The following is a 12,889-nucleotide window of genomic DNA, read 5'->3' on the forward strand; positions in this document are numbered from 1 at the left end:
TGTTGTCTGCTGCTTGGCAGGGATGGCAGTGGCAGATGAAAAGAACATTCTGGTCACCAGTGGCAGCGACCGGGCGACACCCATTGCAGTAGTGCCATTTGGCTGGCAGGGCGGTACCGTTCTGCCTGATGACATGGCTGAAATTATCGGTAATGACCTGCGTAACTCGGGTTATTACGCGCCGATCCCGAAGCAGAACATGATTGGTATGCCAACGCAGGCCAGCGAAGTCATTTTCCGTGACTGGAAAGCCTTGGGTGCCCAGTACGTCATGGTCGGTAACATTGTGCCTGCGGGCGGACGTTTGCAGGTGCAATATGCCTTGTTCAACGTGGCGACCGAGCAGCCGGTTTTGACCGGCAGTGTGTCGGGTACTACTGAGCAGTTGCGTGACATGGCGCACTACATCTCTGACCAGTCGTTTGAAAAACTGACCGGTATTAAAGGTGCATTCTCTACCCGTCTACTCTATGTAACGGCTGAGCGTTCCAGCGCCACTAACACTCGCTATACCTTGCAGCGTTCGGACTACGACGGTGCGCGTGCCGTAACACTGCTGCAATCGCGTGAGCCGATTCTGTCGCCGCGTTTTGCGCCTGATGGCAAACGTATTGCTTATGTGTCGTTCGAGCAAAAGCGTCCGCGTATCTTTATGCAAAACATTGATACCGGTAAGCGTGAGCAGATCACCAACTTCGAAGGCCTCAATGGTGCACCTGCCTGGTCGCCGGATGGTTCTCGACTGGCATTTGTATTGTCCAAAGACGGTAACGCCGAGATTTACGTCATGGAACTGGCTTCGCGCCAACTCACACGCGTAACCAATAACCCGGCAATTGATACTGAACCGTTCTGGGGTAAAGATGGCAACACCATCTATTTCACCTCTGACCGTGGCGGTAAACCGCAAATCTACAAAACTACCGTCGGTAGCGGTAACGCCGAACGAGTGACCTTTATTGGTAACTACAACGCCAGTCCGAAGCTTTCGGCTGACGAAAAGACCCTGGTAATGATCCACCGTCAGGATGGTTTCACTAATTTCCGAGTTGCAGCGCAAGATTTGCAGCGTGGAAGTGTAAAAATCCTAACTAATACCAACCTTGACGAGTCAGCTACTGTTGCGCCCAACGGCACCATGGTAATCTACGCCACCCGTGATCAGGGCCGGGGAGTCTTGATGCTCGTGTCTATTAATGGACGCGTAAGGCTCCCTCTTCCTACCGCTCAAGGCGAAGTCAGAGAACCTTCCTGGTCCCCTTACCTGAACTGACGTGGTGATAGCTGTACGTTGCATATAACACTTGGGGTTCATTAGGAGTTTTACGATGGAAATGCTGAAGTTTGGTAAATTCGCTGCGCTGGCACTGGCCATGGCTGTAGCTGTAGGTTGCTCGTCCAAAGGCGGCGACAATGCCGGTGAAGGCGCTGCTGTTGATCCAAACGCTGGTTACGGCGCAAACACTGGCGCTGTTGATGGCTCCCTAAGCGAAGAAGCTGCTCTGCGCGCGATCACTGTTTTCTACTTCGAATACGATTCTTCGGACCTGAAACCAGAAGCAATGCGTGCTCTGGATGTTCACGCTAAAGACCTGAAAGCTAACGGCGCTCGCGTTGTTCTGGAAGGTAACACTGACGCCCGTGGTACTCGTGAGTACAACATGGCGCTGGGCGAGCGTCGTGCGAAAGCCGTTCAACGCTACCTGGTTCTGCAAGGCGTTTCTCCAGCACAACTGGAGCTGGTGTCCTACGGTAAAGAGCGTCCAATCGCTACTGGCAACGACGAACAGTCGTGGGCTCAAAACCGTCGCGTCGAACTGCGTAAGTAATTCGTCATGCGAACGTGCCGCCGTGCTGTAACTATTCTGACTCTCAGCCTCATGCCGCTAGCGGTATGGGCTGCGGTTCCTGTGGTCGATGACAACTCTGGCTATAACAATAGCGGGGGGAGTAATCCGTCAACGGGTTACGGTGCGAGCGGCGCCTATGCCGGGGGAGGGGTTTCGGCCCCTGTCTCGGCACAGGGCGAGCTGTTCAACCAGTTGCAACAAATGCAGGAGCAGATTGCGCGCCAACAGGGTGTAATCGAAGTTCTGCAGAATGATGTTTCGCGCATGAAACAAGAAAACCTGGAGCGATACCAGGAACTTGATCGTCGCATTGGATCTGGCGTTGCTCCTGCCGCCGCTCCTGATAATTCGTCTGCGGGTGGTGCTTCTGCCGCCGGCAATAGTGCAGCGCCTGCACCTCAGGTGGCTGCCAGCTCGGAACCCGGCGATCCGGCGAAAGAAAAGCTCTATTACGATGCTGCTTTCGACTTGATCAAAGCCAAGGATTTCGATAAGGCCAGTCAGGCATTTACAGCCTTTCTGCGCAAATACCCTAATAGTCAGTATGCGGGCAATGCCCAATACTGGTTGGGCGAAGTGAACCTGGCCAAAGGCGATCTTCAAGCCGCTGGCCAAGCGTTCGCCAAGGTAAGCCAGCTTTACCCGAAACATGCAAAAGTGCCTGACTCCCTTTACAAGCTGGCTGATGTCGAGCGCCGTCTTGGTCATACCGACAAGGTGAAAGGCATTTTGCAGCAAGTTGTAGCCCAGTACCCTGGTACTTCTGCGGCCCAGTTGGCGCAGCGTGACTTGCAGCGCATGTAACCTGTAGTTGGCTTTTATCGAGAAACCCGCGCTTATCGCGGGTTTTTTCGTTAGAATTCACGCCCTTTTATGAAATACGCTCTTCTGAGTCCTGCGTAGGCAGATTCTTTGGAGTGCCTGACGGAGGCGGACAGCCTGTTTAGCTGTTACGCCCGTGGCGGATATGCAAGACACATTAAGAATTACCGAAGTTTTTTACTCCTTGCAGGGTGAAACGCGAACGGCTGGCCTGCCTACCGTTTTTGTACGCCTGACGGGATGCCCTCTACGCTGTCAATATTGCGACAGTGCCTATGCGTTCAGTGGCGGTACAATTCGCACCCTGGACAGCATTCTTGAGCAAGTGGCCGATTTCCGCCCGCGTTACGTGTGCGTAACCGGCGGCGAGCCCCTGGCGCAGCCCAATGCCATTCCTTTGCTCAAACAGCTCTGCGACGCCGGTTATGAGGTGTCCATTGAAACCAGCGGAGCATTGGACATATCGGCAGTCGACACCCGCGTGAGTCGTGTTCTCGATCTGAAGACGCCGGGTTCAAAAGAGTCCCATCGCAATCTTTACGAAAATATCGGCCTGTTGACTGCCAATGATCAGGTGAAATTCGTGATTTGCTCGCGCGAGGATTACGACTGGGCGGTTTCCAAGCTGATTGAATATGGCCTTGAGCGCCGAGCGGGTGAAGTCCTGTTTTCGCCCAGTCACCATGATTTGAAAGCGAGCGATCTGGCTGATTGGATCGTGGCGGATAACTTGCCAGTGCGTTTGCAAATGCAGCTGCACAAATATCTTTGGAACGACGAGCCGGGGCGCTGAGATGACTGAACAAACTGCTACTACGCAAAAACGCGCTGTCATTCTGCTGTCAGGCGGCCTTGATTCGGCGACGGTTGTAGCCATGGCTCGTGCTGAAGGTTATAGCTGCTACACCATGAGCTTTGACTACGGTCAGCGCCATCGCTCCGAGCTTGAGGCTGCTGCGCGTGTTGCGCGTGACTTGGGCGTCATTGAGCACAAAGTGATAGGCCTGAACCTTGATGGAATTGGAGGCTCTGCGCTCACCGACAGCTCAATTGATGTGCCCGAAACCTTGGGTGAGGGCATTCCGGTGACCTACGTGCCGGCCCGCAACACCGTGTTCCTGTCTCTGGCACTAGGCTGGGCAGAAGTCCTGCAAGCGCGAGATATCTTTATCGGTGTCAATGCGGTGGATTACTCGGGCTACCCCGATTGCCGTCCCGAGTTTGTTGAAGCGTTCGAAGTCATGGCGAATCTGGCGACCAAGGCGGGTGTAGAGGGCAATGGTTTTCGCATCCAGGCGCCGCTGCAAAACCTGAGCAAGGGGCAAATCGTCGCGGCAGGTACAAAGCTGGGAGTGGATTATTCATTGACCGTTTCTTGCTACCAGGCCGACGCGCAAGGCCGTGCATGCGGTAAATGCGATAGCTGCCGACTGCGCGCGCAAGGCTTTGCAGATGCAGGAATCGCCGATCCTACCCGTTACTTTTGAAGATTTTCGAAATTAATTCCAACAAAGTGTTGAATTATCCTTAAAAATCAGTATTATACGCCCCACAACGAAGCGGGTCGTTAGCTCAGTTGGTAGAGCAGTTGGCTTTTAACCAATTGGTCGTAGGTTCGAATCCCACACGACCCACCATATCGCTACACCAAAACAGCCGGTCAAATCCTTAGGATTTACCGGCTTTTTTGTGCCTTGGGTTTAGTGAGGCGGGCGGTTTGACACTTTTCATATACTGAGCGTGAAGAGCTTAAGGCTCTGAAATTTCATCTGCATTTGAAGGTGTCGGCAAGCTCAGTTCTTGCAACCAGGGCCCAAGGCATCCCTATAAATTTCGTGACGGAGTCCAGTACCGAAGGGAGGATTGCCTGATCCAGCGAGTAGCGTTCTGATGGCAAACGCTGAACTTCGGTCAGCAGCTTTGAGTCTGCTGCATGTTTATGCAGCAGTGGGGTCGTCTCAAACTCTATATATATGCGCCTCAGGCGTGGAGGGGGAGATGACGGCCGGAGTTGGTCATTTACACGCCGTTCAAAGGCGATGATGCGGCTCATGCCATTACAACAGGCGGCCCTCTCTCTCTTAGAGATTCATACCCACCGCCAGCCGGTTAAAGGCATTCATCAAGGCTGCTGCTAAAGTCAGATCGGAAATCTCAGCGTCGGAGAAGTGCGTTTTCAAAGGATCGTATAACTCATCTGGCGCACCTTTCTCGCTGATGTAGGTGAGTGTCTCGACCCATGCCAGCGCAGCGCGTTCGCGCTCGTTAAAGAGTTCGCTGATTCGCCAGCCTGCAAGACAATCCAGCTTCTCTTGCGGCACCTCACATTCGCGTAGGGTCTGCGAATGCTTGCCCAGGCAAAAAGCACAGCCGTTGATCTGCGAGATACGCAAATACACCAGTTCAAGCAGCGGCAAGCCTAACGCACTTGTGGCCAGCGCCGTATTGGTGGCGAGCAGGCCTTGGTAGGCTGCAGGCGATAGGGAAGGAAATGGCAGCCTAAGTTGGCTCATGGTGAAAAATCCTGTGTAGAAAAAGTGATTAGACTTCAACGAGGTTGTTGAACAGTGGATCCAGTGACAGTAGGGTTCGGGCATCTTTTACCGTTGCCCGGACCGCCTCTTCACCGAACACCAAACCCTGGAGGTACGTGAATTTCAGGTTGAACAAGCCGAGGGTGTTGAGCGCCTGGCTGAGGTAAGGCGTTAGAAAATCCGGTTGGCTTGCCCGCTCGCCCTGGTGAAAGCCACCTGAACCAACCAATACGTACACAGCGCGGTCCTTCAGCAGACCGGCCTTGCCCTCTGACTGTGTACTGAATGTACGGTGAATGCGTAGAACGTAATCGATCCAGAGCTTGAGCGCGGCGGGGAGCGTGAAGTTGTGCATCGGGGTGGCAATGAGCAGGATATCGCTGCGTTCCAACTCGCCGATCAGCACTTCGGAACACTCAAACACCGGCGAGTCGAAAGGCGTGACAGTGGTCAGAGCCTGGGCGTAGTCCATACCAAGCGGTGGCAACGGATCCGCCCCCAGGTCGCGCTCAACCAGTTCAAGTCTCGGATGCCGGTACCGCAGGGATGTCACCAACTCAAGTGCCAACTGGTTCGCATGGGAGTCCTGCCCACACGGGCTGGCGTTGATCAGCAGGACATTGTTCATGCCAGGCTCCCTGCCCGTAGGCTCTCGGTGAAATGCATGCCACGAGCCAGTAGCCCCTGGCGAAAATAGAAGCGCTGGGCCAACGGCATATGCAATCCGGTATCCAGTACAAAGTGATCACAGTCGCGTTGCACGGCTTCATCGCGAACAGCGGTCAACAGCCGCTCTCCCAGGCCTTTGCCTTGAAAGTCGGGACTCACCACTAGATCATCGACGTAGATGAAGCGCCCGTAGAGCAGGTTTTCCAGCTCGCGGTAACCGATCAGGCCGACGATGTGCTCACCGCCCCATGCGGCTAGCAGACGGTAGCCCTGCTCAGTCTGCCGAGCCAATTGCGCCACATAGGTAGCCGGTTTGGCGACATGGGGCCGCAAGACGCGCATGAGGTCGAAACTGGCCTGAAAGGCTTCCTCGCTCTCGAGATGTTGAAGCGTGTTAGGCATATCCGTCGTCCGTTGAAGAGAGATGGGCCACTTTAGGGGCGTAATGGCCTAAACTACAGGGCCAAAAAATGCATAAATGACTAGGCCATGATCGTTTCCTTCCAGTTGGACCATAGCCAGCCTGCGCCGATCTATCGCCAGCTTTATCAGCGATTTCGTGAATCCATCGCTGACGGCCGCCTGCGCCCAGGGGATCGGGTACCTGCAGTTCGCGCGCTGGCGGCGGAGTTGAATCTGGCGCGCGGTACTGTGGAAGCCGCCTATCAGTTACTGATTGGCGAGGGCTACCTGATTGCTCGCGGGGCAGCCGGGACGTTTGTCACACCACAACTGGCGCCCGTTCCCGCGACAACACTTCGCGCCCCGGTTGCTTCGCCGACGTACCAAGCCACCCATTCCGGGACGCTGCCGCTTGCACTGCAGATGGGGCTTCCCGCACTTGATGCTTTTCCCCGCAAGCTCTGGACACGATTAGCGGGTCGTCAGCTGCGCCAGACTGGGCTCGAAGGCCTCGTCTACCCGGACCCGCAAGGCTATGCACCGTTGCGCTCAGCCATCGCGTCCTATCTGGGGATTTCGAGGGGTATCGCCTGCCACCCGGATCAGGTTTTTGTGTGCGCCGGCTATCGCGCCTGCCTCGACCTGATTAGCCACACGTTAATGCGCCAGGGCGATACGTGCTGGTTTGAAGAGCCCGGCTACTTCATGGCCAGGAACGCCCTACTGGAAGCTGGCGCACAGTTGGTGCCGGTTCCTGTAGACGATCAGGGCCTGGATGTCGCGCAAGGTATAGCCCGTGCTCCGCATGCCGGCTTCGCAGTGGTCACTCCGACCCACCAGAGCCCGCTGGGCGTATCGCTATCACTGCCGCGCCGTTTGGCATTGCTGGACTGGGCCAACTGCCAGGGTAGCTGGATTATTGAGGACGATTACGACAGTGAATACCGCTATCAAGGCAAGCCCTTGCCAGCCCTCAAGAGCCTCGACCAGCAGGGCCGCGTACTTTATACCGGCACTTTCAGCAAGGTACTGTTTCCAGGCCTGCGTTTGGCCTACCTGGTTGTGCCAGCCGAACAGAGCCAAGCATTCGCCCGTCAGGCGGATCGTCTGCACAACCACTGTCCCCACCTGCTTCAGGCGACTGTCAGCGTTTTTCTCAACGAGGGGCATTTCGGTCGGCATTTAAAGAAAATGCGAACCCTTTACGCGCGCCGCCGGCAATGGTTGGTCGATGCACTGCATCAACAATTCGGCGACCGCTTGAAGATCAACCCTCAATTGGGCGGTATGCATCTGGTCGCAGGCCTTTGCGAAGGTGATGATATTGAGCTCGCTCAGCGTGCCCATGCCATTGGCATCGCTGTTGAACCGCTTTCACAGTGGTACTTGGAAGGCAAGCCCAGGCATGGGCTGGTACTCGGCTTCACGAATATTATCAGCGCCGAACAGGCGTCGGTTGTGGCACTTCGATTGGCTCAAATCATGTAGGCATGTCTGGGCCGCGTCGATCAATGTGCTGGTCTTTACTTATTCAAATAAGCACTCAGACGCTCGATAGCAAAACCCTCGAAGCCTTGCAGCGCATCGCTGGCCATCAGTTGCTCCTTGCCGTTGTACTCAACCACGGGCAAGTAAAAGCAGGCATGTTGACTGATCTGGTCAGCAGGGATCTTTTGTTGGCCCACAAAAGGAAAGCCACAGCCCATGCCCAAGAGCTGCAAACGAACCACCCTGAGTTTTTGGCCAACCACCGAGGCGTCACACATCTCCCAATCGATGTTGCGTTTTTCAAGAATGGCGGCCACCGGCTTGTTATCCATTCGAATGAAATGCTCAGCTTCCATCGCGAAGTTGATCGGGTTATCTGGATCGGCGCAGACGCTTGCAATACGCGTGACCTCGAACTCGCCACTGCCTTCAAGTTGCGCCGGAAACTTGCTTTTCTGACTTTCAAATCCGGGGTAAGTCGATGGGAAGGGTTCGCTGGGCATGAGCTCTTTGACCGTCATTCCCTTGGGCATTTCAGGTGTGGCAGCCATGATCACGGGGGCCAAGGCAGCAGAGAGAAGGGCGAGGAGGGTGTTGCGTTTCAGGGCTTTGTTCAACATCTATTCCACCTTGGAAAGTCAGAAGTTACATCCTTGTGCGTAATCTGGGTCGTGCCAGCCTTGAAGGCAACCCCACCGTACTGTCTCTCAGGTTAAAGAGAAACAGAATCCGGTCATGACATCCTCCGTCATGATGGGCGCATTGCGTGATAGTTCGACAACTCTGCAGGAATTCCTTCAGCTCATTAGGCGCCGATAACCTATACATACTATGCAAGCTGTATAACTTCATGGGTCGACACTTAACCCATCGTCTGGGTACTTGGGGAGTATGGCAATGACACGATTTCTGCTGTTACTGGCACTGGTACTCGGCGTGGCGAGCTGCGCCAGTGTGGATGTCGCCCGATATGCGGATCAGCAACCGGCATTGAATCTGGAGCATTTTTTCAGCCAGCCCGTCAAAGCCTGGGGCATGTTTCAGAAGCGCAACGGTGAGGTGGCCAAGCGTTTCGAGGTCAATATTGTTAGCCGTCACGAGGGCAACAACCTGATTCTCGACGAGCGCTTCGTGTACAGCGACGGTACCCGCCAGCGCCGCGTCTGGACCCTCACGCCCGAGGGCCAAGGGCGCTGGAGCGGTCGCGCGGATGATGTGGTGGGTGTCGCCGAAGGCCAAGTCGCGGGAAACACGTTGCACTGGCGTTATCGCCTGAACCTGCCGGTCGACGACTCTACCTATGAAATGAGCATGGACGACTGGATGTATTTGATGGACGAGGACACGTTGATCAACCGCACGAGCATGTCCAAGTTCGGGGTAGAGGTCGGCCAGGTGACGTTGTTCTTCCGGCGCCAGAGCGGCGGAGAGAGCCAATGAACCGCGCATGGACCATGGCTTCGCTGGGCGACGGTTATCGCGCGCTGGTGATCGGCGCCAGTGGCGCCCTCGGCACGGCTTTTTGCGAACAACTCAAACAGGATCCGCGCTGCGCCGGGGTTCGCGAGCTGGGGCGTCATACCCTTCCCGAGCTGGACCTTGAACGACCCGAAACGATTGCCAGCGCCGCCACCGAACTGGCAACCGAAGCGCCGTATCAACTGATCGTACACGCTGCCGGCCTGCTCCACCGCGACCGGATCAAACCGGAAAAAAGCTTCAGCGCGATCGAGCAGGAGGCGCTGCAGGCTGTATTTCAAGTGAACACACTGGGACCCGCATTGGTGTTGCGCCACTTTCTGCCGCTGCTCGACCCCAAGGGAGCGATGGCGATGCTGTCGGCTAAGGTCGGGAGCATTGGCGACAACCGTTTGGGCGGCTGGTACGCCTATCGCGCCTCCAAGGCTGCGCTGAACATGCTGATCAAGACCGCCGCCATCGAGCTGGCGCGCACTTGCCCGCAGAGCCGCTTGCTCAGTCTGCACCCCGGCACGGTTGTGTCCGGGTTGTCGCAACCTTTCCGCGGCGCCTCCAACGCCCGACCGGCAGACGTTGCCGCTGACCAATTACTGACCTTGATTGACCAGTTGACGCCGGCCGACAGCGGCCATTTCTTTGCCTACGATGGAGAACGCCTACCCTGGTAGGCAAGGAGTGAAGCATGAACCTGAAGGCCCTAATGGAGCGTGCGACTAATAGCGAAATTCAGGAGCTGGAGCTTCTGTCTCTCGAAGGAGGTTTTTATGTAGCACGGATCCGACTGGATGACGGCCTGTTCACCTTGCTTGACGATACGGCCAAGCCGATGCACTTGCGTTCGATCACCCAACTGCGTGACTTGCTGCAGACTGTGCCGGCATTTCCTTGCGTATTAGTGCAGCACTGCGTGCACGACGAAATGTGCGGCCGGGATACAGCGCCTGTGGAAGACATGCGTATTCCTTTTTCGCTCACTACACCCTTATGAATCGGAGTCGCCGAGCTGCACTGAATGAATGTTACTCGGCAATTGTTCCTGGTGCTGTGCATTCAGTTGTCTTTAAACCGAGCGTCGTTACCGGTGCTCGATGATTAGCACAGCTCCGATCAAGCACCGCACCCGGGTGGCGTTAAAAGCTTACAGCCTGTGGTATGTCCTACGACAAAACAGTCTTCATCTTTCGTAATCTATTAGTTCGCTCCTACATAACTTTTCGCGTCACTTACCTAGAGTTCAGGCTTTTACGGCGGCTAAAGGACGCGCATGGCTAATAAAAATGCACCCCGCAAAATTTGGCGCCATGTAGGGGGGGAGGGGGGCTATAAATACCTCGACGACATGACCGCCAAAGAAATGGCTGATCAAGAGGTTATAAACCGCAGCTATGACCCTGTCATGGCGGCCGATGCGGCCAGCCACCAAAAGTGCTTTGACTATTACGAGCAAAAACAGCGCGAAGAGCGCGCCAAAAAGTTCGATCTGCGCTTGCGCATCGGTGTGTTCTTCGACGGCACCGGCAACAACGCCAGTAATACCTTCGACGGCAAACGTTGCGGGGCCCATCACCCTGTGCGGGCGGAGGACCTGGACGGTAGTTGCAAAGCGTATATGGCTGATCCCGAGAGCAGTTATGGGAACGATTTGAGTAATGTGGCGCTGTTATCGTCGCTTTATGAATCCGATAAGAAATTGAATGGTAGTGGCAAGAACAAAAGCTTACAGCGTAGGTTTTACATGGATGGCATTGGCACAGTACGCGGTGAGGAGGACAGCTGGATCGGTTCGGGTACGGGGCGCGGCGAAACCGGAGTCGAGGAGCGGGTGGGTAAAATGTTTCAGCAAATGCTCAAATGGTTACAAGACCTTCCCCGTTTATATCCGGACGCCGAGATCAGCGCTGTGACCTTTGATGTGTTTGGTTTTAGCCGGGGTGCAGCCGCTGCTCGTCACTTTGTTAACCAAGTTACCAGTGGTACTCAGGGGTATTGGCGTGAACTCATGGACCGCTCCCAGCTTAAATTCAGTGCTTGTTATGCGCCTTATACCGATGTTCAGCTGGGGTTTGTCGGCCTGTTTGATACTGTCGCCTCCATTGTGGGGTGGGACAACCTGGGCAATTTAAGCAGCAAGCATATTCCTCTTCTGCAACTGTACTTAAGGCCGAACCGGATTAATAACGTGGTGCAATTGGTCGCCCGTGATGAAAAGCGCTTTAACTTAGCATTAAGTGAAGTTGGCCCCGACCATCTCGATATAACGTTGCCGGGCGTGCACTCGGACATCGGCGGGGGCTATCGAGCACTGTTGGAAGAAGAGCTGATGGTCACGCCTCTGCAAGCGCTTGAGGTAACGCTGGATCAGGACGTCACCGACACATCGATTTATCGTGATGCCGTGGAAGCTAAAGCACGCTGGATCGCCGAGGGCTGGCCTGCGGATGCGCTGCATATAGTGACACCCAAGGCAGAGCGACTCCCCCCAGACAGTGAGGACCGTATGGCCCCGCCACGAAAACGGGTTTATGCGGGCTTGCAAATAAGAAGGGAAGTGCGAGGTGAATTATCTCTGGTGTATTTTCGAGTAATGCATGCGTTGGCCAAGGCCAAGAAAGTACCGTTAAAAGATATCGAAGATAAACCTGAGTATCTGATACCCGAGGAGCTTGAGCCACTGTGTGAACGGTTTGTTGCGGGTGATTACACCGTTACACCGACAGAAGAAAGGCTGTTGCGACGCCGCTATATTCACACCTCAGCCCATTGGAACCATCCCTTGGCCAAAGCCAGAGGCAAAGCCATCACGCTGCTTTATATCAACTCCCCCATGGAGAACGGAATACGCGTTCGCCATCCCCATGTGCGAACAACGTGAGCATTATGAAACCACTTAAAACAGTATTTTTACTGCTCAGTCTGTTAGTCCTGACCGCCTGCAAAAACGACTCCTTTCTCAGTAATAGCTCTGTGCCGAGTAAAGACTGGAGTCTTATTGTGTTCAGTCCGCCTTATATGCAGGGTTGGGTTGAGCTGGTCGTTGCTGAGGATGCTCAAGGTAGGCGATCTGTTGGCCCAAGGGGCTTGCTCGGAACGGGCGATGAACACATTGAACAAGAAGTTGCAAGAGGTTGGTACAGGGATGGTGGGTGGGATGTTTATACGATGAGTGGCGCTGATTTGCCAAAACGTATTTACGTGCGCTGGCAGTCCATCATTGAGCAAAAGACCTATAAGGGCTGGATCGAAATTCCCGAGGAAGCTCGCAGAATGATGTACGACTCTGTGCGACGGAAATGCACGAAATTTCCTGGTCGCCCACTGAATACGCTGGCCTCGATCAACGTGGGGGTTGCTCCTGGGGGGGTTATTGGAGTCTGGGTAGAGGATCACTGCATTCTTCCTCATAAGATCGCACGCGCACAGGCAGAGGTTGAACCGTTAGGCCCGTATCAAGGTAAAAATCAAGGACGTTACGCTCACCCCATCGACGAAAACGCCAAACGCTACGTTGAGCGCTGGGGCATTCCTTATGGCAGTTGGTGATGTGCCCATCAGGGCATCTGCTCACTGCTTATACCTTGACCCCCATCATTTCCCATGTGCGAACAAAGGTAGCGTGATGAAACGACTCCAAACAGCTCTCTTGTT

Annotated in this window: 15 protein-coding genes, 1 tRNA gene and 1 pseudogene; 13 read left to right on the top strand and 4 right to left on the bottom strand. The window is 54.9% G+C overall.

From position 1 onward, the window contains the following. Positions 1–22: 22 nt before the first annotated feature. From tolB to ACI7MX_RS13430, 6 genes are all read left to right on the top strand, one after another. Complete coding sequence (gene tolB / locus ACI7MX_RS13405; protein ID WP_240891870.1) at positions 23–1,273, top strand: Tol-Pal system beta propeller repeat protein TolB; 1,251 nt, start codon at positions 23–25, stop codon at positions 1,271–1,273. Positions 1,274–1,328: 55 nt separating this feature from the next. After that, a complete protein-coding gene (gene pal / locus ACI7MX_RS13410) occupies positions 1,329–1,829 on the top strand; it encodes a peptidoglycan-associated lipoprotein Pal (RefSeq protein WP_003441254.1) in 501 nt (166 codons plus the stop codon). Positions 1,830–1,835: 6 nt separating this feature from the next. Continuing rightward, positions 1,836–2,654, top strand: a complete 819-nt coding sequence (gene ybgF, locus ACI7MX_RS13415; RefSeq protein ID WP_405589113.1) for a tol-pal system protein YbgF — start codon at positions 1,836–1,838, stop codon at positions 2,652–2,654. 163 nt (positions 2,655–2,817) lie between these two features. Beyond that, positions 2,818–3,465: a 7-carboxy-7-deazaguanine synthase QueE gene (queE, locus tag ACI7MX_RS13420; protein WP_314486328.1), complete on the top strand. Its 648-nt coding sequence runs from the start codon at positions 2,818–2,820 to the stop codon at positions 3,463–3,465. A 1-nt stretch (position 3,466) separates the two neighbouring features. Continuing rightward, positions 3,467–4,159: a 7-cyano-7-deazaguanine synthase QueC gene (gene queC / locus ACI7MX_RS13425; protein WP_146425709.1), complete on the top strand. Its 693-nt coding sequence runs from the start codon at positions 3,467–3,469 to the stop codon at positions 4,157–4,159. 74 nt (positions 4,160–4,233) lie between these two features. Continuing rightward, positions 4,234–4,309, top strand: a tRNA-Lys gene (locus tag ACI7MX_RS13430). Between the two features lie 444 nt (positions 4,310–4,753). Here ACI7MX_RS13430 and ACI7MX_RS13435 read toward each other — a convergent pair. The 3 genes from ACI7MX_RS13435 to ACI7MX_RS13445 are packed head-to-tail and all read right to left on the bottom strand — an operon-like array spanning position 4,754 to position 6,277. After that, positions 4,754–5,185 carry a carboxymuconolactone decarboxylase family protein gene (locus ACI7MX_RS13435; RefSeq protein WP_405589108.1) on the bottom strand — a complete coding sequence of 144 codons (432 nt, stop codon included), beginning with the start codon at positions 5,183–5,185 and terminating at the stop codon, positions 4,754–4,756. A 28-nt stretch (positions 5,186–5,213) separates the two neighbouring features. After that, the gene (locus ACI7MX_RS13440) at positions 5,214–5,834 is read right to left on the bottom strand and encodes an FMN-dependent NADH-azoreductase (RefSeq protein ID WP_405589105.1); all 621 of its coding nucleotides are present in this window, start codon (positions 5,832–5,834) and stop codon (positions 5,214–5,216) included. Then, positions 5,831–6,277 (bottom strand): GNAT family N-acetyltransferase, encoded by a 447-nt coding sequence (locus ACI7MX_RS13445; protein WP_405589102.1) that lies wholly within the window; start codon positions 6,275–6,277, stop codon positions 5,831–5,833. Before ACI7MX_RS13445 ends, ACI7MX_RS13440 begins: the two co-directional genes overlap by 4 nt. 87 nt (positions 6,278–6,364) lie before the next feature. Here ACI7MX_RS13445 and ACI7MX_RS13450 point away from each other — a divergent pair, with 87 nt between their 5' ends. Further along, the gene (locus ACI7MX_RS13450; RefSeq protein ID WP_314486337.1) at positions 6,365–7,765 is read left to right on the top strand and encodes a PLP-dependent aminotransferase family protein; all 1,401 of its coding nucleotides are present in this window, start codon (positions 6,365–6,367) and stop codon (positions 7,763–7,765) included. A 35-nt stretch (positions 7,766–7,800) separates the two neighbouring features. Here ACI7MX_RS13450 and ACI7MX_RS13455 read toward each other — a convergent pair whose 3' ends face one another. Beyond that, on the bottom strand, positions 7,801–8,385 hold the full coding sequence (locus tag ACI7MX_RS13455; RefSeq protein ID WP_314486340.1) for a hypothetical protein: 585 nt from the start codon (positions 8,383–8,385) through the stop codon (positions 7,801–7,803). Between the two features lie 97 nt (positions 8,386–8,482). Here ACI7MX_RS13455 and ACI7MX_RS13460 point away from each other — a divergent pair. From ACI7MX_RS13460 to ACI7MX_RS13485, 6 genes and pseudogenes are all read left to right on the top strand, one after another. Then, positions 8,483–8,584 (top strand): annotated as a pseudogene (locus tag ACI7MX_RS13460) (GTP cyclohydrolase I FolE); the annotation flags it as partial. A 78-nt stretch (positions 8,585–8,662) separates the two neighbouring features. Further along, positions 8,663–9,205: a DUF3833 domain-containing protein gene (locus tag ACI7MX_RS13465; RefSeq protein ID WP_405589098.1), complete on the top strand. Its 543-nt coding sequence runs from the start codon at positions 8,663–8,665 to the stop codon at positions 9,203–9,205. Further along, a complete protein-coding gene (locus tag ACI7MX_RS13470) occupies positions 9,202–9,912 on the top strand; it encodes an SDR family NAD(P)-dependent oxidoreductase (RefSeq protein ID WP_405589096.1) in 711 nt (236 codons plus the stop codon). Before ACI7MX_RS13465 ends, ACI7MX_RS13470 begins: the two co-directional genes overlap by 4 nt. Before the next feature lie 14 nt (positions 9,913–9,926). After that, complete coding sequence (locus ACI7MX_RS13475) at positions 9,927–10,232, top strand: DUF6482 family protein (protein WP_405589093.1); 306 nt, start codon at positions 9,927–9,929, stop codon at positions 10,230–10,232. A 276-nt stretch (positions 10,233–10,508) separates the two neighbouring features. Beyond that, positions 10,509–12,116, top strand: coding sequence for a T6SS phospholipase effector Tle1-like catalytic domain-containing protein (locus ACI7MX_RS13480; RefSeq protein WP_405589090.1), 1,608 nt, complete (start codon positions 10,509–10,511; stop codon positions 12,114–12,116). A gap of 5 nt (positions 12,117–12,121) precedes the next feature. After that, positions 12,122–12,784 carry a DUF2931 family protein gene (locus tag ACI7MX_RS13485; RefSeq protein ID WP_405589087.1) on the top strand — a complete coding sequence of 221 codons (663 nt, stop codon included), beginning with the start codon at positions 12,122–12,124 and terminating at the stop codon, positions 12,782–12,784. Positions 12,785–12,889: the final 105 nt, after the last annotated feature.

This window comes from Pseudomonas sp. 2024-210 (genome assembly GCF_045062345.1).
Lineage (GTDB): Bacteria > Pseudomonadota > Gammaproteobacteria > Pseudomonadales > Pseudomonadaceae > Aquipseudomonas.

What these genes read in the sequence shown, in the direction of transcription:
- tolB (WP_240891870.1), top strand. Translation starts at nt 23, where the DNA reads ATGGCAGTGGCAGATGAAAAGAACATTCTGGTCACCAGTGGCAGCGAC.
- pal (WP_003441254.1), top strand. Translation starts at nt 1,329, where the DNA reads ATGGAAATGCTGAAGTTTGGTAAATTCGCTGCGCTGGCACTGGCCATG.
- ybgF (WP_405589113.1), top strand. Translation starts at nt 1,836, where the DNA reads ATGCGAACGTGCCGCCGTGCTGTAACTATTCTGACTCTCAGCCTCATG.
- queE (WP_314486328.1), top strand. Translation starts at nt 2,818, where the DNA reads ATGCAAGACACATTAAGAATTACCGAAGTTTTTTACTCCTTGCAGGGT.
- queC (WP_146425709.1), top strand. Translation starts at nt 3,467, where the DNA reads ATGACTGAACAAACTGCTACTACGCAAAAACGCGCTGTCATTCTGCTG.
- ACI7MX_RS13435 (WP_405589108.1), bottom strand. Translation starts at nt 5,185, where the DNA reads ATGAGCCAACTTAGGCTGCCATTTCCTTCCCTATCGCCTGCAGCCTAC.
- ACI7MX_RS13440 (WP_405589105.1), bottom strand. Translation starts at nt 5,834, where the DNA reads ATGAACAATGTCCTGCTGATCAACGCCAGCCCGTGTGGGCAGGACTCC.
- ACI7MX_RS13445 (WP_405589102.1), bottom strand. Translation starts at nt 6,277, where the DNA reads ATGCCTAACACGCTTCAACATCTCGAGAGCGAGGAAGCCTTTCAGGCC.
- ACI7MX_RS13450 (WP_314486337.1), top strand. Translation starts at nt 6,365, where the DNA reads ATGATCGTTTCCTTCCAGTTGGACCATAGCCAGCCTGCGCCGATCTAT.
- ACI7MX_RS13455 (WP_314486340.1), bottom strand. Translation starts at nt 8,385, where the DNA reads ATGTTGAACAAAGCCCTGAAACGCAACACCCTCCTCGCCCTTCTCTCT.
- ACI7MX_RS13465 (WP_405589098.1), top strand. Translation starts at nt 8,663, where the DNA reads ATGACACGATTTCTGCTGTTACTGGCACTGGTACTCGGCGTGGCGAGC.
- ACI7MX_RS13470 (WP_405589096.1), top strand. Translation starts at nt 9,202, where the DNA reads ATGAACCGCGCATGGACCATGGCTTCGCTGGGCGACGGTTATCGCGCG.
- ACI7MX_RS13475 (WP_405589093.1), top strand. Translation starts at nt 9,927, where the DNA reads ATGAACCTGAAGGCCCTAATGGAGCGTGCGACTAATAGCGAAATTCAG.
- ACI7MX_RS13480 (WP_405589090.1), top strand. Translation starts at nt 10,509, where the DNA reads ATGGCTAATAAAAATGCACCCCGCAAAATTTGGCGCCATGTAGGGGGG.
- ACI7MX_RS13485 (WP_405589087.1), top strand. Translation starts at nt 12,122, where the DNA reads ATGAAACCACTTAAAACAGTATTTTTACTGCTCAGTCTGTTAGTCCTG.